The sequence below is a fragment of the Halomonas sp. B23F22_10 genome, assembly GCF_043496975.1.
Lineage (GTDB): Bacteria > Pseudomonadota > Gammaproteobacteria > Pseudomonadales > Halomonadaceae > Halomonas > Halomonas smyrnensis.
Genome location: NZ_JBIEKF010000006.1, coordinates 190,320 through 211,351, shown reverse-complemented (window position 1 = coordinate 211,351; position 21,032 = coordinate 190,320). Strand labels below are relative to the sequence as shown.

Sequence of the window (21,032 nt, the reverse complement as noted above, 5' to 3'; positions counted from 1 at the left end):
ATGGGCTGACCGTCGACGACGGCGCCGGCAATGTCACCGAGGTGGCCGCGACCGGCACCAGCGTTACCGATGGCACCGACAGCACTGCCTACGGCGCCGACGGCATGACCATTACCGGTGGCCCGAGCGTGACCAGCGGCGGCATTGATGCGGCTGGCAACACGATCACCGGCGTGGCCGACGGCGCCATCAACAGCACCAGCAGCGATGCCATCAACGGCAGCCAGCTGCAGGCGGCAGGCGATAGCCTGGCCAGCAACGTGCTGGGTGGTAATGCCGACTACACCGGCAACGACTTCACCATGAGTGATGTGGGCGGTACCGGCGAAGACACCATCGACGAGGCGATTGCTTCGGCCAACACCGCGGCTAATGCCGGCTGGAACGTGACCGATGCTAACGGCAACAGCCACAACATCGGCCCGAACGGCGAAGTCGCATTCACTGGTGATGGCAATATCGGCGTGGCTCAGACCGGCATCGATGACGAAGGTGAAGTCGAGATCACCCTGAACCGTGACCTTGATCTGGACAGCGTCACGACCGGTGACACCGCGATGGATGACAGTGGTGTGCAGGTGGGTGATGCCACCGGTAATGATCCGAATACCACCGTAGGTGCCGGTGAAATCACCGTGGCAGGTTCTGGCACTGATCCGAACACCATTTCCATTAATGGAGATGCCGGTGATGTCACGGGCCTGGCCAACACCGACCTCGACGGTGCCGACTTCGCTCAGGCGGGACGTGCGGCCACCGAGGAGCAACTGGATCTGGTTAACCAGACCGCCAGCGCCGGTTGGAACCTGAGCGGTTCCGGTGCCGATCAGGTGAACATCGGGCCGAACGGTAACGTGGACTTCCAGGGCGACGGCAACATCAGCGTGGCGCAGAGCGGTGTGGAGGATGGCGGTCAGATCGACATCACCCTGAACCGCGACCTGGATGTGGACAGCGTGACCACCGGCAACACCCTGGTGAATGACGATGGCCTGACGGTCGACGACGGCGCGGGTAACCTGACGACCGTTACCAACGATGGCCTGACCATCGCCGGTGGACCAAGTGTCACCAGCGGCGGCATTGATGCGGCTGGCAACACGATCACCGGCGTGGCCGACGGCGCCATCAACAGCACCAGCAGCGATGCCATCAACGGCAGCCAGTTGCAGGCGGCAGGTGACAGCCTGGCCAGCAACGTGCTGGGCGGTAATGCCGACTACACCGGCAACGACTTCACCATGAGTGATGTGGGCGGTACCGGCGAAGACACCATCGACGAGGCGATTGCCTCGGCCAACACCGCGGCTAATGCCGGCTGGGACATCAGCGCCCAGGGCAGCAACCCGACCAATGTGGGGCCGGGTGACAGCGTCGACCTGAACAACAGTGACGGCAATATCGAGGTCAGCAAGACGACCACCGATAACGACGTTACCTTTGATCTGGCCGATGACATCGACGTCGCCAGCGTGACCGCCGACGACGGCGCCGGCAATGTCACCGCGGTGACCGCGACCGGCACCAGCGTTACCGATGGCACCGACAGCACTGCCTACGGCGCCGACGGCATGACCATTACCGGTGGCCCGAGCGTGACCTCCGGTGGCATCGATGCCGGTGATCAGGTTATTGCCAACGTGGCCGACGGCGATGTGAACGCCACCAGCGGCGATGCCATCAACGGCAGCCAGCTGCAGGCGGCAGGCGATAGCCTGGCCAGCAACGTGCTGGGCGGTAATGCCGACTACGCCGGCAACGACTTCACCATGAGTGATGTGGGCGGTACCGGCGAAGACACCATCGATGAGGCGATCGCTTCGGCCAACACCGCCGCCAATGCCGGCTGGAACGTGGCCGATGCTAACGGCAACAGCCACAACATCGGCCCGAACGGCCAGGTGACGTTCGAGGGCGATAGCAATGTGACTGTGACCGAGTCGGGCGTCGACGATGACGCCAAGGTCCAAGTAGCGCTGAACGACGACATTACGGTCGATAGTGTGGCAGCCGATAGCGTGACCACCGGCAACAGCACGCTTGACACTGATGGGCTGACCGTCGACGACGGCGCCGGCAATGTCACCGAGGTGGCCGCGACCGGCACCAGCGTTACCGATGGCACCGACAGCACTGCCTACGGCGCCGACGGCATGACCATTACCGGTGGCCCGAGTGTGACCTCCGGTGGCATCGATGCCGGTGATCAGGTTATTGCCAACGTGGCCGACGGCGATGTGAACGCCACCAGCAGCGATGCCATCAACGGCAGCCAGTTGCAGGCGGCAGGTGACAGCCTGGCCAGCAACGTGCTGGGCGGTAATGCCGACTACACCGGCAACGACTTCACCATGAGTGATGTGGGCGGTACCGGCGAAGACACCATCGACGAGGCGATTGCTTCGGCCAACACCGCGGCTAATGCCGGCTGGGACATCAGCGCCCAGGGCAGCAATCCGACCAATGTGGGGCCGGGTGACAGCGTCGACTTGAACAACAGTGACGGCAATATCGAGGTCAGCAAGACGACCACCGATAACGACGTTACCTTTGATCTGGCCGATGACATCGACGTCGCCAGCGTGACCGCCGACGACGGCGCCGGCAATGTCACCGCGGTGACCGCGACCGGCACCAGCGTTACCGATGGCACCGACAGCACTGCCTACGGCGCCGACGGCATGACCATTACCGGTGGCCCGAGCGTGACCTCCGGCGGCATCGATGCCGGTGATCAGGTTATTGCCAACGTGGCTGACGGCGATGTGAACGCCACCAGCGGCGATGCCATCAACGGCAGCCAGCTGCAGGCGGCAGGCGATAGCCTGGCCAGCAACGTGCTGGGCGGCAATGCCGACTACACCGGCAACGACTTCACCATGAGTGATGTGGGCGGTACCGGCGAAGACACCATCGACGAGGCGATCGCTTCGGCCAACACCGCCGCCAATGCCGGCTGGAACGTGGCCGATGCTAACGGCAACAGCCACAACATCGGCCCGAACGGCCAGGTGACGTTCGAGGGCGATAGCAATGTGACTGTGACCGAGTCGGGCGTCGACGATGACGCCAAGGTCCAAGTAGCGCTGAACGACGACATTACGGTCGATAGTGTGGCAGCCGATAGCGTGACCACCGGCAACAGCACGCTTGACACCGATGGGCTGACCGTCGACGACGGCGCCGGCAATGTCACCGAGGTGGCCGCGACCGGCACCAGCGTTACCGATGGCACCGACAGCACTGCCTACGGCGCCGACGGCATGACCATTACCGGTGGCCCGAGTGTGACCTCCGGTGGCATCGATGCCGGTGATCAGGTTATTGCCAACGTGGCGGACGGCGTGGCCGACAGTGATGCGGTCAACGTCAGCCAGCTGAGCGGTCTGGCGGATACCCCGCTGACCTTCGCCGGCGACAGCGGCAGCAACGTCGAGCGCAAGCTCGGCGAAACGCTGAACCTGGTCGGCGGCGAGACCGATGAGACCGCTCTGGTCGACGGCAACATCGGCGTGGTCGCCGACGGCAGCGACACCCTGTCGATCCAGCTGGCCGAGAACGTGAATCTGGGCGAAACCGGCAGCGTGACCACCGGCAACACCCTGGTGAATGACGATGGCCTGACGGTCGACGACGGCGCGGGTAATCTGACGACTGTTACTAACGACGGCCTGGCCATCGCCGGTGGCCCGAGCGTGACCAGCGGCGGCATTGATGCGGCTGGCAACACGATCACCGGCGTGGCCGACGGCGCCATCAACAGCACCAGCAGCGATGCTATCAACGGCAGCCAGTTGCAGGCGGCAGGCGATAGCCTGGCCAGCAACGTGCTGGGCGGCAATGCCGACTACACCGGCAACGACTTCACCATGAGTGATGTGGGCGGTACCGGCGAAGACACCATCGACGAGGCGATTGCTTCGGCCAACACTGCGGCTAATGCTGGCTGGAACGTGACCGATGCAGATAACAACGCTGCCAACATTGGCCCGAACGGCGAAGTCGCATTCACTGGTGATGGCAATATCGGCGTGGCTCAGACCGGCATCGATGACGAAGGTGAAGTCGAGATCACCCTGAACCGTGACCTTGATCTGGACAGCGTCACGACCGGTGACACCGCGATGGATGACAGTGGTGTGCAGGTGGGTGATGCCACCGGTAATGATCCGAATACCACCGTAGGTGCCGGTGAAATCACCGTGGCAGGTTCTGGCACTGATCCGAACACCATTTCCATTAATGGAGATGCCGGTGATGTCACGGGCCTGGCCAACACCGACCTCGACGGTGCCGACTTCGCCCAGGCAGGACGTGCAGCCACCGAGGAGCAGCTGGATCTGGTTAACCAGACCGCCAGCGCCGGTTGGAACCTGAGCGGTTCCGGTGCCAATCAGGTGAACATCGGGCCGAACGGTAACGTGGACTTCCAGGGCGACGGCAACATCAGCGTGGCGCAGAGCGGTGTGGAGGATGACGGTCAGATCGACATCACTCTGAACCCCGCCCTGAACGTGGATAGTGTCACCACCGGCAATAGCGTGCTCGACACCGATGGCCTGGCGGTGACCGATACCAACGGCAACCAGACCACCACCGGTGCCACCGGCACCACGGTGATGGATGCGGCTGGCAACATGACCACCGTATCCGCGACCGGCACCAGCGTTACCGATGGCACCGACAGCACTGCCTACGGCGCCGACGGCATGACCATTACCGGTGGCCCGAGCGTGACCTCCGGTGGCATCGATGCCGGTGATCAGGTTATTGCCAACGTGGCGGACGGCGTGGCCGACAGTGATGCGGTCAACGTCAGCCAGCTGAGCGGTCTGGCGGATACCCCGCTGACCTTCGCCGGCGACAGCGGCAGCAACGTCGAGCGCAAGCTCGGCGAAACGCTGAACCTGGTCGGCGGCGAGACCGATGAGACCGCTCTGGTCGACGGCAACATCGGCGTGGTCGCCGACGGCAGCGACACCCTGTCGATCCAGCTGGCCGAGAACGTGAATCTGGGCGAAACCGGCAGCGTGACCACCGGTGACACCATGATGAACAACGCCGGCGTCAACGTAGACGATACGGCTGGCAATACCACCGAGGTAAGCGCCGGCAGTATCAATGTGACCAGTGGTGGTAACAGCATCACTATGGATGGTGGCGCCGGTGATATCACGGGCCTGGCCAACACCGACCTCGACGGTGCCGACTTCGCCCAGGCAGGACGTGCAGCCACCGAGGAACAGCTGGATCTGGTTAACCAGACCGCCAGCGCCGGCTGGAACCTGAGCGGTTCCGGTGCCAATCAGGTGAACATCGGGCCGAACGGTAAAGTGGACTTCCAGGGCGACGGCAACATCAGCGTGGCGCAGAACGGTGCGGAGGATGACGGTGAGATCGACATTACCCTGAACCCCGACCTGAATGTGGATAGTGTCACCGCAGGAGATGCGACGCTCGACACCGAGGGGCTGGTGGTAAACGACAGCACCGCGAATCCGACGGCCACCACCTCGGTAGAAGCGGGCATGATCACACTGGCGGCTAACCCGACCACTGGCTCGGCAAACGAGATCGTAATCGATGCCAACAGCGGCACCGTCGGTGGGTTGACCAACGCGACCTTCGATCCGGATAACTTCACCAGTGGTCAGGCGGCTACAGAAGACCAGTTAGGTCAGGTCTATACCGTGGCCAACGCTGGTTGGAGCGTGTCGGTGGATGGTGAGGGTGCCCAGTCAGACGGCAGCAACAATGTTGGCCCCGGTGAGGTAGTGGATTTCACCAGCGAGGACGGCAACGTTGTTATCAACCGCGACGGCACCAATCTGGCATTCAACCTGGCTGATAGCATCACGCTGGGTGATGGCGAAACCGCGATCAACGTTGATGGCGAGAAGGGCGAGATTGGCGTCGGCGATACCCTCGTGAATGGAGGCGGTGTCAGCGTTGGCGATGATGTGAGTCTGGGCGATACGGGGCTTGAGATCGCTGGTGGGCCGAGCGTCACGGCTGGCGGTATCGACGCGGGTGGAAGCAAGATCACCGGCGTGGCCGCGGGTGATGTCAGCGAGACCAGCACCGATGCCATCAACGGTAGTCAGCTGTATGACGTACAGCAGATCGCCAACGCCGGCTGGAACTTGACCGGCTCCGGCGCCAATGAGGTGAACATCGGGCCGGAGGGCTCGGTGGACTTCCAGGGTGATAGCAACATCAGTGTGGTACAGGCCGGTACCGATAATGCTGGGGAGATTCAGGTGGCCCTGAATGACACTATCACCCTGGGCGAAGGCGACAGTGCCATCACGTTAGACGGTACCGAGGGAAGTATTGCCACCGGTGACACCATCATGAACGGCGACGGAGTGCGCGTTGGTGATGATGTAGCCTTGGACGAAACTGGTCTGGCCATCACTGGCGGGCCGAGCGTGACCGTTAGCGGTATCAATGCTGGTGGCATGCAGATCACTAACGTAGGTAGTGGTCTGGGTGGTCAGTCGCTGGATCAGATCAGCGGTGATGACCTGATGAATGCCGTGAATGTGGGTGACCTCCAACAGGTTGCCGGTGATATCGGAGATGATGTGGCGGCAGCCAAGACCGAGGTCACGGAGGGCAAGAATATCTCTGTCACCGAGTCGACCGGTAGTGACGGCCAGACCATCTATGAAGTTGCTACCGCTGACGAGGTGGAGTTCGACAAGATGGATGTTGGCTCTGTCACCATCGACAAGGACAATGTCGATGGAGATGGTAATACCATCATTGCCGGTGTTGGCAGGGGAGAAGTCAGTGCTGACAGCACGGATGCCGTGAATGGTGGCCAGCTTTACGATGTCAAGGAAGAGATTGGAGATATCAATAACTCCCTGGATGGTGGCATGGACTTCGCAGCCGATGAGGGTGATGCTGTGAACCGCAAGCTGGGCGATACCGTAGCCATCACCGGCGATAACAACATCACGACACGGACCTCCGACGATGGGGTGCAGGTGACTCTGAATCAGGAGTTGAATGTCGATAGTGTGTCTGCCGGAAGGACCACGGTCAGTGACCAGGGTGTGACGATCGAAGGCGGCCCCAGCATGACGGTCGATGGTATCGACGGGGGGGGCAAACGGGTCACCAACGTGGCCCCAGGGGTCGAAGCTACCGATGCCGTAAACGTTGGTCAGATGCAGGAACTCAACCAGCGCTTTGCTCAAGAGATTAACAATGTCCACGGACGCATCAATGAAGTGGAAAAGAACGCAAATGCAGGTAGCGCGAGTGCTATTGCGGCGAGTACTGTTCCCCAGGCCTGGATGCCCGGCAAGAGCATGGTGGGCGTAGGTACCGGTACCTACGAGGGTGAGACCGCCATTTCGGTTGGTGTGTCGCGCCTTTCCGATAATGGCCGATTTGTTATCCAGGGCAAGGTGACGGGTGATTCTCAGAGCAACTTCGGCGCTGGCATCGGTGCCGGCTGGCACTGGTAAGGAGACTACTGTGAAAATATTGCGCTCATCTGCAATGCTCAGGGCGGCCCTCGGGGCCGCCGGTATCGCCAGCCTGGCAATAACTGCGGGCTGTGCCAGCCCGCCGAATAACGACCGCACGGATATTCATGAAGCGGGGGATGGCTTCCCCGCACTGGATAAGAATTGGTATGACGGTGGCCGCTTCGTCGAGCCGGAGAATATATTGCGCCTCGCCGAGGGGCAGACCAAGGATCAGGTGCGTCAACTGATCGGTAATCCTCACTTCAGTGAGGGTTTCTTCGGTGTTCGCGAGTGGAACTATGTCTTCAACCTCTACACGGGGGAATCTGGTGGGGACTACATCACCTGCCAGTATCAGGTGGTGTTCAATGAAGATATGGCCTTGAAAGATACTCGTTGGCGCGACGAGCAGTGCCCGGCATTACTGATGCCCGTCGAGAAGAAGCAAGACGAGACGCTGGTGCTTTCCGGTGATGTGCTGTTCGATTTCGATAGCGATCGGCTGTCTCTGGAAGGAAGGCACGCCCTGGAGCGGGTGGCGCAGTCGACGCTCAGCGAGTTCAAGGTCCCCCGGATGTTGGTCGCAGGTCATACGGACCGTTTCGGTGACGCGGCGTATAACCAGGAGCTTTCACGGTCGCGGGCAGACACCGTGGCCGATTATCTCTCCACTCAGGGAATCAGTCGTGGCGATATCCGTACCACCGGACGCGGTGAGGCCGATCCTGTGGTGACATGCCCGGGAAGCGTGGCTACGCAGAGCGTGACGGAATGTCTGCGCCCTAATAGGCGCGTTGAAATCACGATCAGCGAGTCGGTGGGTGGGTGAAGCCAGCCACCGGTATCGATGGTAGAGAATCACTAGGATGGAACGATGAGCAAACAACGTGGCCGTCAACAGGACAGCAAGAACATCGAGAATCAGGGTGAAACCGAAGCCGTGGATATGAATGCACAAGAGCGAGGAGATAAGCCGTCGGTCACCATTGATGGGGCCACCTATACATTGGAGAGCCTGGGGGAGCAGGGGCGTGAACAGCTGAAGAATCTCCAGGTTACCGACCAGGAGATGCGTCGGTTGCAGGACCAGCTGGCCATCATGCAGACCGCACGTAATACCTATGCTCGGATACTGGGTGAGGTGGTCAAGAATGTGACACCACAGACGTGATCCGTTAACGATAATATTTCATGCTAGTTGAGCTATCGCGCTCTGCATTGTCTTCGGGATCCTCCGGCATGTCTGACATGTCGGGGTTTTCTTTGTGACGCTAATTTATGGTTGTCGAGTTATGAGAGTACAGATTTGGCTGGGAGTTGTGCTGCTGAGCGTCAGCACCCTGACCTATGCCGATTATGAGTCGGGCCTGGCCGAGTTTCGTCAGGGGAATTTTGCTTCTGCGGTGTACGAGTGGCGTGAAGACGCGGAGCAGGGCGATGGCCAATCACAGTTTGCGCTGGCCCGGATGTTCGAGAGCGGTTCAGGGGTTCGTCAAAACCTGGATGAGGCCTACAAATGGTATCGCCTGTCTGCCGATAATGATGTCCTGGAAGCACAGGTCAAGCTTGCTCAGTTGTATCTGGGTGAGAGGGTGGAGGGGCATGGGCCGGCAGACGCCGCTGAATGGCTGCAGCGGGCGGCACAGGTCGGGCATGCCGGGGCCCAGTTTCAACTTGGGCTGATGTATCTGGAAGGTTTCGGACTTGAGGAAGATGCGGTCAGCTCGGCGCAGTGGTTCGCTCAGGCCGCCGATCAGGGGCATGTTCAGGCACAGAACAACCTGGGAAGCCTGTACGAGAACGGACGCGGTGTGGAGCAGGATTACTCGCGCGCCTTCGAGCTCTTCAGTCAGGCCGCCCGACAGGGTGATGCCATGGCGCAGAACAACTTGGGAGCGATGTATGCCCGTGGGCGTGGTGTAGAGGCTAATCATGCCTGGGCAGTATTCTGGTTTGCCACCGCATCGCGAAATGGAAATGAGGTGGCCAAGGATAATATTCCGCCTAGCCTGCCGAAGCTTCGGAAGAAGGAGGTCTCCGGCGCACGCGTGAATATTCGATCTGGTGCTGGAACCGATAATTCGCGGATCGCCCAATTGGCTCGGGGAACCGAGGTATATGTTCTGGGAGAAGGCGAGGGCTGGAGCCAGGTCTATTTTGAGGAAGAGGGTGAGCCTGTCCTGGGCTGGGTAGCCACGCGATTGATTCATTGAGCCCTAAACATGACCGGAGAAGGATTGCTCTGCCGTTTGCTCTATCAGGTGTAGTTGCGCCGGGTCAGTGGGCCGACACTTCATCTACTAGGGCAGGGCCAAGGGTGAAGCGTGCGAAACTGGGGAGGTATTACGGGGCATGAGCGTCAAGCTGGTCTGGGGGCCGTTTAGTTGACTGTGTAGTTACGCAGAGGAGCACAGGTTTCTTCGGCCTGGCCTGCGCGACGGGTGCGTGACAAAATCCTTCTTCTGGACACACGAGAACCGCCCCGGCCTCCTCACACGGCGAGGAGGCCGGGGCGGCATGCACGAGAAGAAGAGGACACCATGCCCGAGTATCGCTCCCGCACCACCACCGCCGGCCGCAACATGGCCGGTGCCCGCGCCCTGTGGCGCGCCACCGGCATGAAGGATGACGATTTCCACAAGCCGATCATCGCGGTGGCCAACTCCTTCACCCAGTTCGTGCCCGGCCACGTCCACCTCAAGGACATGGGCCAGCTGGTGGCTCGCGAGATCGAGAAGGCCGGCGGGGTGGCCAAGGAGTTCAACACCATCGCCGTGGACGACGGCATCGCCATGGGCCACGACGGCATGCTCTATTCGCTGCCGAGCCGCGACATCATCGCCGACAGCGTCGAATACATGGTCAACGGCCACTGCGCCGACGCCCTGGTGTGCATCTCCAACTGCGACAAGATCACCCCCGGGATGCTGATGGCCGCCATGCGCCTCAACATCCCGGTGATCTTCGTTTCCGGCGGCCCCATGGAGGCCGGCAAGACCAAGCTCCTGGACCACGGCCTCGACCTGGTCGACGCCATGGTCATGGCCGCCGACGACTCGGTGGACGACGAGACCCTGAGCGAGATCGAGCGCAGCGCCTGCCCGACCTGCGGCAGCTGCTCCGGCATGTTCACCGCCAATTCCATGAACTGCCTGACCGAGGCATTGGGCCTGGCGCTGCCGGGCAACGGCACCCTGCTGGCCACCCACGGCGACCGCCGCCGGCTGTTCGAGACCGCAGGCCATCGCATCGTCGAGCTGGCCAAGCGCTACTACGAGAATGAGGAGGCGCACCTGCTGCCGCGCGCCATCGGTTCCAAGGCGGCGTTCAAGAACGCCATGACCCTGGACATCGCCATGGGCGGTTCCACCAACACCATCCTCCACCTGCTGGCCGCGGCCCAGGAGGCGGAGATCGATTTCGACATGGACGACATCGATCGTTTGTCCCGCGAGGTGCCACAGCTGTGCAAGGTGGCACCCAACACCCAGAAGTACCACATCGAGGATGTGCACCGCGCCGGCGGCATCATGGCGATCCTCGGCGAGCTGGACCGCGCCGGCGTGCTGGATACCCGGGTGCCCACCGTCTATGGCGACAGCCTGGCCCAGGCCCTCGAGCAGTGGGACATCATGCGCTCGCCGAGCGCCGAGACGGTGGAGTTCTACAAGGCCGGCCCCGGCGGCATCCCGACCCAGACCGCGTTCTCCCAGAGCGCGCGCTGGCCGAGCCTCGACGGCGACCGCGCCACCGGTTGTATCCGCGACTACGAACACGCCTTCTCCAAGGAGGGCGGCCTGGCCGTGCTCAAGGGCAACATCGCCCTCGACGGCTGCGTGGTGAAGTCCGCCGGCGTCGACGAGTCGATCCTGGTCTTCGAGGGCCCGGCCCACGTGGTCGAATCCCAGGACCAGGCGGTGGAGCACATCCTCGACGGCAAGGTGGTCGAGGGCGAGGTGGTGGTGATCCGCTACGAGGGGCCGAAGGGCGGCCCGGGCATGCAGGAGATGCTCTACCCGACCTCGTACCTGAAGTCGAAGGGCCTGGGCAAGGGCTGCGCGCTGCTGACCGATGGCCGCTTCTCCGGTGGCACCTCGGGCCTGTCGATCGGCCACGCCTCCCCGGAGGCCGCCGCCGGCGGCGCCATCGGCCTGGTCCGGAGCGGTGACATCATCCGCATCGACATCCCCAACCGCAGCATCGACGTGAAGCTCACCGACGAGCAGCTCGCCGAGCGTCGCCGCGCCGAGGAAGCCCGCGGCCGCGACGCCTGGAAGCCGAGCATCCAGCGCGTGCGCAAGGTCTCGGCGGCGCTCAAGGCCTATGCACTGCTGGCCACCTCCGCCGACAAGGGCGCGGTGCGCGATCTGTCCAAGCTCGACTGAGCCTCCGGCCCCGGCACCGTCCGGGGCCTCTTTTCCTACACGCTCGGCTATCGCCAAGTTAACGACTCGACCCAGCAGGGAAGCCTCGCAATGAAGACCCAGACCCTCAACGTCGGCCTGATCGGTTTCGGCATGGCCGGTCGCACCTTCCACGCGCCGCTGATCCAGACCGCGCCGGGCCTCGAGCTCTCCGCCGTGGTCTCCAGCGACGCGGAGCGCGTCCAGGCGATCTATCCCGAGGTCACGGTGCACGCCAAGGCGGCGGCGCTGTTCGCCGACCCGGAGATCGATCTGGTGGTGATCGCCACGCCCAACGAGACCCACTTCCCGCTGGCCAAGGCGGCGCTGGCCAAGGGCAAGCACGTGGTGCTCGACAAGCCCTTTGCCGTGTCGCTGGCCGAGGCGCGCCAGCTCAAGACCCTGGCCGACGGCGCGGAGTGCCTGCTCAGCGTGTTCCACAACCGGCGCTGGGACAGCGACTTCCTGACCCTCAAGGGGCTGCTCGACGAGGAGCGTCTGGGCCGGGTGGTCGAGGTGGAATCGCGCTTCGACCGCTTCCGCCCGACGGTGCCCGACCGCTGGCGCGAGCAGCATCGCCCCGGCAGCGGCCTCTGGTTCGATCTGGGGCCGCACCTGCTCGATCAGGCCCGGGCGCTGTTCGGCATGCCCCGCGCCATCCTGCTGGAGCTCGCCACGCTGCGTGACGGCGCCGAGATCGACGACGACTTCCAGGCGGTGCTGGAGTACGACCACCTGCGGGTGACGCTCAAGGCCAGCACCCTGGTGGCCGAGCCCACGCCGCGCTGGCGGGTCAACGGCACCCGCGGCAGCTTCGTCAAGGTCGGCCTCGATCCGCAGGAGGGCTGGCTCAAGGCCGGCGAGATTCCGCAGCCGGCCTGGGGCGTCGACCCCTCGCCGGGGCGGCTGACGCTGAACGAAGGGGAGGGCGATGAGGTCGCGCTGGTGCATCACGAGGTCGAGGCCGTGCCGGGCGACTACCGCGCCTACTACGACGCCATCGCCCGCACCCTGCTGCGCGGCACGCCGCCGCCGGTGAGCGTCGACGAGGCGCTGGACGTGATGAGCCTGCTCGAGGCGGGGCTGGACAGCTATCGCCAGGGACGCTGGGTCAAGCTCAAGGAGGGCGGCAGCCTGCCGCGCCGGCTGCACGCCAAGGGCTGAGACGCTCGCCGCTTCCTCACTCGCCGCTTCCTCGTACGCCGGGGAAGCGGCGTTTCTCTCTCGGGCCTACCAGATCGAGGGGCGAGTGCTCTCGGTACGCATCCTGTCCCGGGCGATGTAGAGGGCCGCGATGGCGCGGGCCTCGTGGAAGTCCTCCCGGGCGAGCAGCGCGCCGATCTCGTCGATGGCGTGGGTCTCGACGATCAGCGGCTCCGGCTCGTCGCCGGGCAGGCGCTTGGGATAGAGATCGGTGGCCAGCATCACCTGCATGCGGTGACGCATGTAGTTCGGTGCCAGGGTCAGCTCCACCAGCGGCTCCAGGCGGTGGGCGCCGAAGCCGCATTCCTCCATCAGCTCGCGATTGGCCGCGGTGACCAGGTCCTCGCCCGGATCCACCAGCCCCTTGGGCAGGGTCAGGGCGTAGTCCTCGACGCCGGCGGCGTACTCGCGGATCAGCAGCACGTGCTCGGGGTCGGGCATGGCCACGATCATCACCGCGCCGCCGCCGCGCCCGGTGCCGCCCAGCCGCTCGAAGGTGCGCTCGGCGCCGTTGGAAAAGCGCAGCTCCATCTCCTCGACGTTGAACAGCCGGCTGCGGGCGACGCTGCGCCGGGCCAGTACTTGCGGCTTGTGGGGGGCATGGTCGTCGGTCATGGGATCTCCGGTCGTTCGGCGGGGCCATTGCAGTGGAACATGATGAGAGACGCCGTGGACAGGTCGAAGCGAGGGTCCTACGCCAGGGATGGCGTCGGTAGCGCCCATGGAAGGGTTTACAGCGCCCTCGCGAAGGCCTGTCGACGGACCAGCCTCATCATCCACTAAATTGATAGCGCCAATCGGAGCGATAGCCCGTGGCGGTCGGGCGCTGGAATGCGTCCCCGGCATCGTTTGGGTACACTACCACGTCTTTCCCCCGGCGGACGTCACCGCGTCGCCGCCGATCCGCCCGAAAGGCGTCCATCCCTAAGGAGTCCCATGATCGACTGGCGCGCCATCGATACCGTCCTTCTCGACATGGACGGCACCCTGCTGGACCTGCACTTCGACAGCCACTTCTGGCTGGAGCACCTGCCGCGCCGCTACGTGGAGCTTCACCGGCTCGACGAGGCGAGTCAGGAGGCGATCCGCGCGCGCATCCTGCGCGAGCAGGGCACGCTCAACTGGTACAGCCTGGCCTACTGGAGCCGCGAGCTGGACGTCGACATCCTGGCGCTCAAGCGCGAGGTTCAGCACCTGATCGGCCTGCGCAGCGACGCCCTGGACTTCCTGCGCTGGCTGAAGCGCGCCCATCCACGCGTGGTGCTGGCCACCAACGCCGATCGCGAGAGCCTGGCGCTGAAGCTGCCGCTGACCGGGCTCGAGGACTACCTGGACGCCATCGTCTCCTCCGCCGATCTCGGCGTGCCCAAGGAGGCCCAGGAGTTCTGGTTCTCGCTGCAGGAGGTCGAGCCCTTCGACCCGGCCCGCACGCTGTTCATCGACGACAACGCGGCGGTGCTGGAGAGCGCCCGCGAGTACGGCATCCGCCACCTGCTGGGCATCAAGCAGCCCGACAGCCGGCGGCCCGAGAAGGCACTCGAGGAGTTCATCGCCCTCGACCGCTTCGCCGCCATCCTGCCCCAGGAGCGGCCCGGCGACGAGGAGGGCGCGTGAGCGGCGTGCGTCTCGACAAGTGGCTGTGGGCGGCGCGCTTCTTCAAGACCCGGGCGCTGGCCAAGAAGGCCATCGAGGGCGGCAAGGTCCATTACAACGGCGGCCGCGCCAAGACCAGCAAGGCCGTGGAAGTCGGCGCCCTGATCCGCGTGCCCCAGGGCTGGGACACCTGGGAGGTCGAGGTGATGGCGCTGTCCGAGCAGCGCCGCGGGGCCCCGGAAGCGCGTGAGCTCTACCGGGAGACCGCCGAGAGCCAGACGCGCCGGAGCAAGGAGGCCGAGAGCCGTCGCCAGGCCAACCAGGCCATGCAGCACCCGCTCAAGCGCCCCGACAAGAAGCAGCGACGCGAGATCAAGCGCTTCATGCGCGGCGACTGAGCCGAGCGGCGCGAGACACCGGTGTCGCCGGAGCGGGAAGACGCACGGGGCGCACCTTCCGCGCCCCGGGGGCCGTCGTCTTCCCTGTCCTATATCCATCCCGACTTTCCGATTTCATTACGATCAGGCAAGCATCATGAGTGATCAGATTCAGCGTTTCCTCTTCGAGGAGACCAATGTCCGCGGCGAGATCGTCACCCTCCAGGAGGCGCACGCCGAGGTCATGGAGCGCCACGAGTATCCCCCGGCGGTGACCCGCCAGCTGGGCGAGCTGCTGGCCGCGGTGGCCCTGCTTACCGAGACCGTCAAGCTCGACGGCACCATGAGCATCGAGGTCCGCGGCGACGGCCCGCTGTCGCTGCTGATGGCCGAGTCCAACCCCGGCGGCGAGCTGCGCGCCATCGCCCGGCTCGACGAGGATGCGGCGATCCCCGCCGAGGGCGCGAGCTTCACCGAGCTGGTCGGCGAGGGCAAGGTGACCATCACCCTGGACCCGCGCGAGGGCCATCGCTATCAGGGCATCGTGGCGCTGACCCGCGACAGCCTGGCCGGCTGCCTGGAGGACTACTTCGCCCAGTCCGAGCAGCTGCCCACTCGCCTGTGGCTGGCCGACGACGGCCAGCGTGCCGCCGGCCTGCTGCTGCAGCGCCTGCCCGACGAGGCGCAGAACCAGGACGACGACGCCTGGGAGCGCACCGTGCACCTGGCCTCGACCCTGTCCGACGCCGAGCTGCTCGGGGTCGAACAGCGCGAGCTGCTGCACCGTCTCTATCACGAGGAGACCGTGCGGGTCTTCGAGCCCAAGGCGCTGCGTTTCGCCTGCACCTGCTCCCGCGAGCGCATCGCCGGCGCCCTGCTGTCGCTGGGCAGCGCCGAGCTGCGCGACATCCTCGCCGAGCAGGGCGGCATCGCCACCCAATGCCACTTCTGCCACACCCGCTACGAGTTCACCCTCGCCGAGGTGGAGGCGATGCTCGAGGACCCCGAGGGCCCGACCCCGACCGTCCACTGAGCCGGCGCCGGCGCGTCGCCAGGGTCGTCGACGCGCTAGTAAAGTTACGAGAAAGTCGTTGATCTGGCGGCATTTCCTGCCACTCGACTTGTTTGCCATACTCCCCGGACTCATCCGCGTTCCGGTCGTCGCCTCACAAGACGGTCAACCGCAAGCGGCCTCCGGGGATGGGACGAGACCGCATCGCGGACGCCCGGCAAACGAGAGAGAAGGGCCTCGAGGCCCAGGAATCGCCACATGACAACGACACGACACGCCACGACCCACCTCAACCTGTCCAGCGCCGAGCTGATCGAGCGGGCGCTGGCCAATGGCGAGGGCCGCCTGTCCGCCCAGGGCGCGCTGGTGGTCAACACCGGGGCGCGTACCGGCCGCTCACCCGGGGACCGCTTCATCGTCGACGAGCCCACCACCCGGGACGCCATCGACTGGGGCAGCGTCAACCGACCCTTCGACGCCGAGCGTTTCGAGGCCCTGTGGGCGCGTGTCGAGGCGTTTCTCGACGGCGACGAGCACTACGTCTCCGAGCTGCATGTGGGCAGCGATCCGGCCCACTATCAGCCGGTGCGGGTCACCACCCGGACCGCCTGGCACAACCTCTTCGGCCGCACCCTGTTCGTGCGCCCCGAGGTCTTCAACCCCTCGTCCAAGACCGAGTGGCGCATCCTCAACGCGCCGGACTTCGCGTGCGACCCGGCCCGCGACGGCACCCGTTCCGATGGCTGCGTGATTCTCGACTTCGCCGGCCGGCGGGTGCTGATCGCCGGCATGCGCTATGCCGGCGAGATGAAGAAGGCGATGTTCTCGGTGCAGAACTTCCTGCTGCCCGAGGCCGACGTGCTGCCCATGCACTGCAGCGCCAACGTCGGCGAGAACGGCGAGACCACGCTGTTCTTCGGCCTCTCCGGCACCGGCAAGACGACCCTCTCTGCCGACCCGTCGCGCTACCTGATCGGCGACGACGAGCACGGCTGGGGGCCGGGCACCGTGTTCAACATCGAGGGCGGCTGCTACGCCAAGTGCATCGACCTCTCGGCGAAGAACGAGCCGGTGATCTGGAACGCCATTCGCTTCGGCACCGTGCTGGAGAACGTGGTGCTCGACGAGCGGCGCGTGCCGGACTACACCGACGATCGCCTGACCCAGAACTCCCGCGCCGCCTATCCGCTCGAGCACATCGACAAGCGTGTCGCCGAGAACCGCGCCGGCGAGCCCAATGCCATCGTCTTTCTGACCTGCGACATGAGCGGCGTGCTGCCGCCGGTCTCGGTGCTCTCCAAGGAAGCGGCGGCCTATCACTTCCTGTCCGGCTACACCGCCAAGGTAGGCTCCACCGAGATGGGCGCCTCCGAGGGCCTGGAGGCGACCTTCTCGACCTGCTTCGGCGCGCCGTTCTTCCCGCGGCCGGCCCGGGTCTACGCCGACCTGCTGGTCAAGCGCGTGGCCGAACGGGACGCCCAGGTCTATCTGGTCAACACCGGCTGGACCGGCGGCGCCTACGGGGAAGGCGGCGAGCGCTTCTCGATTCCCACCACCCGGGCCATCGTCGAGGCGATCCAGAGCGGGGCGCTGCGCGGCGCCGAGACCCGCCGGCTCGAGGGGCTCAATCTCGACGTGCCCACTGACGTGCCCGGCGTCGACGCCACGCTGCTCGACCCGCGCGAGACCTGGGCCGACAAGGCCGCCTACGATCGCAAGCGCGATGAACTGGCCGCCAAGTTCGTGGACAACTTCAAGAAGTTCGAGGGCGTGAGCCCGGCGATCGTCGAGGCCGGTCCGGCCTGATCGTTCGATGAACCGGCGCCTCGGCGCCGGGTCCCAGGGGGAGGCGCCATCCGGCGGCTCCCTCCTTTTTTGGCCGGGAGTCTGCCGTGAAGGTAAGGATGTGGTGGCGGGGCCGACCAAGGGCCATCTCGTATCAACGGAGGCGCATCATGAAACGACGCAATTTCCTGGGACTGCTGGGGATCGGCGGCCTGGCCGGCGTGCTGCCGGGCCTGGCCCTGGCTCGGCCCAAGCTCGACCTCGAGCCTGCTTCCGGCCTCGAGACGCTCGAGCTCAGCGAGGCCGAATGGCGCGAGCGGCTGTCCGAGGCGCGCTTCGAGATCCTGCGCGAGGCCGGCACCGAACCAGCGTTCTCGAGCCCGCTGGACAAGGAGACCCGCGAGGGCGAGTACCGCTGTGCCGGCTGCGATCTGACGCTCTTCACCAGCGACATGAAGTACGACTCCGGCACCGGCTGGCCGAGCTTCTTCTCCCACGTGGAAGGGCATCTGCTGACGGAGCTGGATCTGGTCCTGCTGATCCCGCGCACCGAATACCACTGCGCCCGCTGCGGCGGCCATCAGGGCCACGTGTTCGAGGACGGCCCCGAGCCCAGCGGGCTGCGCTGGTGCAACAACGGCCTGGCGCTGCGCTTCGTGCCCGCCTCGGGCGCCTGAGCGAAGCGCGAGCCGCTGCGCCTCCCGGCGCCGCCGGGGGTGTGGTACCTTGTCGCGATCGTCTGTCCCGGATTGCCAAGGATTACATGGACGCACAAGCCAAGATCATCGATCGTCTCGCCGAGGAGCTCGGCGTTCGCGGGCCCCAGGTGTCGGCCACCGTGGAACTGCTCGACGGCGGGGCCACCGTGCCCTTCATCGCCCGCTACCGCAAGGAAGTCACCGGCGGGCTGGATGACACCCAGCTGCGCCAGCTGCACGAGCGGCTGGGCTACCTGCGCGAGCTGGAGGAGCGCCGCGAGGCGGTGCTGGCCAGCATCGACGAGCAGGGCAAGCTGACGCCCGAGCTCACCGCCAGCCTCCGCGCCGCCGACACCAAGCAGCGCCTGGAAGACCTCTACCTGCCGTATCGCAAGAAGCGTCGCACCAAGGCGCAGATCGCCCGCGAGGCCGGCCTCGAGCCGCTGGCGGATGCGCTGCTGGCCGACCCCTCGCGCGACCCCGAGGCCGAGGCCGCGAACTACCTGCGTGCCGCCGACGGCGATATTCCCGCCATCGAGGACGCCAAGGCCGCCCTGGACGGCGCCAAGCAGATCCTGATGGAGCGCTTCGCCGAGGAGGCCGAGCTGGTCGGCCGGCTGCGCGAGCGGCTGTGGAGCGACGGCGAGCTCTCTTCGCGGCTGATCGCCGGCAAGGAGCAGGAGGGCGCCAAGTTCTCCGACTACTTCGAGCACGACGAGCCGCTGGCCAAGGCGCCCTCGCACCGGGCGCTGGCGATGTTCCGCGGCCGCAACGAGGGCGTGCTGGCGCTGACCCTGCGCCTGCCCGGCGAGGAGGAGGCCGCCGTGCATCCGGCCCAGGTGGCGATCGCGAAGCACTTCGAGATCGCCGATCAGGGCCGTCCCGCCGATCGCTGGCTGGCCGAGGTGGTGCGCTGGACCTGGCGGGTCAAGCTCTACACCCATCTCGAGACCGAGCTGATGGGCCGGCTGCGCGAGCGCGCCGAGCTCGAGGCCATCGAGGTGTTCGCCGCCAACCTCAAGGACCTGCTGCTGGCCGCGCCGGCGGGCCAGAAGGCGACGCTTGCCATCGACCCGGGCCTGCGCACCGGGTGCAAGGTGGCGGTGGTCGACGCCACCGGCCGCTTCCTCGAGCACGCCACCATCTTCCCCCATGCCCCGCGCAACCAGTGGGACGAGTCGCTGGCCGTGCTGGCGCGACTGGTGAACAAGCACGACGTGGCCCTGGTGGCGGTGGGCAACGGCACCGCCAGCCGCGAGACCGACAGGCTGGCCGGCGATCTGGTCAAGGCGCTGGCCGACAAGCAGCGGCTGTCCAAGGTCATGGTCAGCGAGGCCGGCGCCTCGGTGTACTCGGCCTCGGAATACGCCGCCCGCGAGCTGCCCGAGCTCGACGTGACCATCCGCGGCGCGGTCTCCATCGCCCGCCGGCTGCAGGATCCGCTGGCCGAGCTGGTCAAGATCGAGCCCAAGTCGATCGGCGTCGGCCAGTACCAGCACGACGTCTCCCAGGTGCAGCTGTCGCGCAGCCTGGAGGCGGTGATCGAGGACTGCGTGAACGCCGTGGGCGTCGATCTGAATACCGCCTCCAGCGCGCTGCTGTCGCGGGTCGCCGGCCTCAATGCCGGGCTGGCCGAGAACATCGTCGCCCGCCGCGACGCCGCCGGCGCCTTCTCTAGCCGCAAGCAGCTGCTCGACGTCAGCCGCCTGGGGCCGAAGACCTTCGAGCAGTGTGCCGGCTTCCTGCGCATCATGGGCGGCGACAACCCGCTGGATGCCAGCGCCGTGCACCCCGAGGCCTATCCGCTGGTCGAGCGCATCGCCCAACAGAGCCAGCGCGAGCTGGGCGGGCTGATCGGCGACAGCGCCACCCTCAAGGCCCTCAAGCCCGCCGACTTCGCCGACGAGCGCTTCGGCGTGCCCACCGTCAGCGATATCCTCAAGGAGCTCGACAAGCCGGGCCGCGACCCGCGCCCCGAGTTCAAGGCGGCCGAGTTCCGCGAGGGCGTCGAGACGCTCAAGGACCTGGAGCCCGGCATGGTGCTCGAGGGCAGCGTCACCAACGTCACCCACTTCGGCGCCTTCGTCGACATCGGCGTGCACCAGGACGGCCTGGTGCACATCTCGGCGCTGTCCGACACCTTCGTCGAGGATCCGCGCTCGGTGGTCAAGGCCGGCGACATCGTCAAGGTCAAGGTGATGAGCGTGGATCTCGAGCGCGCCCGCGTCGGGCTCTCCATGCGCCTCCACGACCAGCCCGGCGAGGACGGCCAGCCGACCAAGCGTGGCGGCGAGCGCCAGGGCCGCAAGGCCCCGCGCAAGGGCGGCGGCGGTCGTGGCCAGGGGCAGGGCGGCAAGGGGCAGCAGGGTGGCGGCCAGAACGACGGCCAGCTCGGTGCCCTGGGCGCGGCGATGCTCAAGGCCAGGAAGGATAAGTAGGCCGGGCGGTCGATTAGCCGGCTTACCTTGAATCGCCGA

General features: G+C 65.4%; 13 protein-coding genes. 12 read left to right on the top strand and 1 reads right to left on the bottom strand.

The window, feature by feature from the left end:
- The first annotated feature begins 41 nt into the window (after positions 1–41).
- From ACGTNF_RS14520 to ACGTNF_RS14495, 6 genes are all read left to right on the top strand, one after another.
- On the top strand, positions 42–7,481 hold the full coding sequence (locus ACGTNF_RS14520) for a YadA-like family protein (protein WP_394602284.1): 7,440 nt from the start codon (positions 42–44) through the stop codon (positions 7,479–7,481).
- 10 nt (positions 7,482–7,491) lie between these two features.
- Positions 7,492–8,313: an OmpA family protein gene (locus tag ACGTNF_RS14515; protein WP_394602283.1), complete on the top strand. Its 822-nt coding sequence runs from the start codon at positions 7,492–7,494 to the stop codon at positions 8,311–8,313.
- A gap of 45 nt (positions 8,314–8,358) precedes the next feature.
- Entirely contained in the window at positions 8,359–8,655 is a 297-nt protein-coding gene (locus ACGTNF_RS14510; RefSeq protein ID WP_394602282.1) for a DUF6447 family protein, read from the top strand.
- A 121-nt stretch (positions 8,656–8,776) separates the two neighbouring features.
- Positions 8,777–9,697 carry an SH3 domain-containing protein gene (locus ACGTNF_RS14505; protein ID WP_394602281.1) on the top strand — a complete coding sequence of 307 codons (921 nt, stop codon included), beginning with the start codon at positions 8,777–8,779 and terminating at the stop codon, positions 9,695–9,697.
- 327 nt (positions 9,698–10,024) lie between these two features.
- A complete protein-coding gene (gene ilvD, locus ACGTNF_RS14500) occupies positions 10,025–11,869 on the top strand; it encodes a dihydroxy-acid dehydratase (protein WP_394602280.1) in 1,845 nt (614 codons plus the stop codon).
- 90 nt (positions 11,870–11,959) lie between these two features.
- Positions 11,960–13,051, top strand: coding sequence for an oxidoreductase (locus tag ACGTNF_RS14495; RefSeq protein ID WP_394602279.1), 1,092 nt, complete (start codon positions 11,960–11,962; stop codon positions 13,049–13,051).
- Between the two features lie 66 nt (positions 13,052–13,117).
- Here the strand turns inward: ACGTNF_RS14495 and nudE are convergent, their stop codons facing one another.
- On the bottom strand, positions 13,118–13,705 hold the full coding sequence (gene nudE, locus ACGTNF_RS14490; protein WP_394602278.1) for an ADP compounds hydrolase NudE: 588 nt from the start codon (positions 13,703–13,705) through the stop codon (positions 13,118–13,120).
- Between the two features lie 321 nt (positions 13,706–14,026).
- Here nudE and yrfG point away from each other — a divergent pair, with 321 nt between their 5' ends.
- The 6 genes from yrfG to ACGTNF_RS14460 all read left to right on the top strand — a co-directional run bounded on the left by yrfG (position 14,027) and on the right by ACGTNF_RS14460 (position 20,993).
- The gene (yrfG, locus tag ACGTNF_RS14485) at positions 14,027–14,704 is read left to right on the top strand and encodes a GMP/IMP nucleotidase (protein ID WP_152478265.1); all 678 of its coding nucleotides are present in this window, start codon (positions 14,027–14,029) and stop codon (positions 14,702–14,704) included.
- Entirely contained in the window at positions 14,701–15,081 is a 381-nt protein-coding gene (gene hslR, locus ACGTNF_RS14480) for a ribosome-associated heat shock protein Hsp15 (RefSeq protein WP_394602277.1), read from the top strand. The genes yrfG and hslR overlap by 4 nt, the downstream gene beginning before the upstream one ends.
- 136 nt (positions 15,082–15,217) lie before the next feature.
- Positions 15,218–16,093, top strand: a complete 876-nt coding sequence (gene hslO / locus ACGTNF_RS14475) for an Hsp33 family molecular chaperone HslO (protein ID WP_394602276.1) — start codon at positions 15,218–15,220, stop codon at positions 16,091–16,093.
- Positions 16,094–16,330: 237 nt separating this feature from the next.
- Positions 16,331–17,878 carry a phosphoenolpyruvate carboxykinase gene (locus tag ACGTNF_RS14470; RefSeq protein ID WP_394602275.1) on the top strand — a complete coding sequence of 516 codons (1,548 nt, stop codon included), beginning with the start codon at positions 16,331–16,333 and terminating at the stop codon, positions 17,876–17,878.
- Between the two features lie 149 nt (positions 17,879–18,027).
- Positions 18,028–18,534, top strand: a complete 507-nt coding sequence (gene msrB / locus ACGTNF_RS14465; RefSeq protein ID WP_394602274.1) for a peptide-methionine (R)-S-oxide reductase MsrB — start codon at positions 18,028–18,030, stop codon at positions 18,532–18,534.
- Positions 18,535–18,620: 86 nt separating this feature from the next.
- Positions 18,621–20,993 (top strand): Tex family protein, encoded by a 2,373-nt coding sequence (locus ACGTNF_RS14460; RefSeq protein WP_394602273.1) that lies wholly within the window; start codon positions 18,621–18,623, stop codon positions 20,991–20,993.
- Positions 20,994–21,032 lie beyond the last annotated feature (39 nt).

Excerpts from the sequence above, each read along its gene's own strand:
- ACGTNF_RS14460 (WP_394602273.1), top strand. The coding sequence starts at position 18,621 with ATGGACGCACAAGCCAAGATCATCGATCGTCTCGCCGAGGAGCTCGGC.
- ACGTNF_RS14505 (WP_394602281.1), top strand. The coding sequence starts at position 8,777 with ATGAGAGTACAGATTTGGCTGGGAGTTGTGCTGCTGAGCGTCAGCACC.
- nudE (WP_394602278.1), bottom strand. The coding sequence starts at position 13,705 with ATGACCGACGACCATGCCCCCCACAAGCCGCAAGTACTGGCCCGGCGC.
- yrfG (WP_152478265.1), top strand. The coding sequence starts at position 14,027 with ATGATCGACTGGCGCGCCATCGATACCGTCCTTCTCGACATGGACGGC.
- ACGTNF_RS14470 (WP_394602275.1), top strand. The coding sequence starts at position 16,331 with ATGACAACGACACGACACGCCACGACCCACCTCAACCTGTCCAGCGCC.
- hslO (WP_394602276.1), top strand. The coding sequence starts at position 15,218 with ATGAGTGATCAGATTCAGCGTTTCCTCTTCGAGGAGACCAATGTCCGC.
- msrB (WP_394602274.1), top strand. The coding sequence starts at position 18,028 with ATGAAACGACGCAATTTCCTGGGACTGCTGGGGATCGGCGGCCTGGCC.
- ACGTNF_RS14495 (WP_394602279.1), top strand. The coding sequence starts at position 11,960 with ATGAAGACCCAGACCCTCAACGTCGGCCTGATCGGTTTCGGCATGGCC.
- ilvD (WP_394602280.1), top strand. The coding sequence starts at position 10,025 with ATGCCCGAGTATCGCTCCCGCACCACCACCGCCGGCCGCAACATGGCC.
- ACGTNF_RS14510 (WP_394602282.1), top strand. The coding sequence starts at position 8,359 with ATGAGCAAACAACGTGGCCGTCAACAGGACAGCAAGAACATCGAGAAT.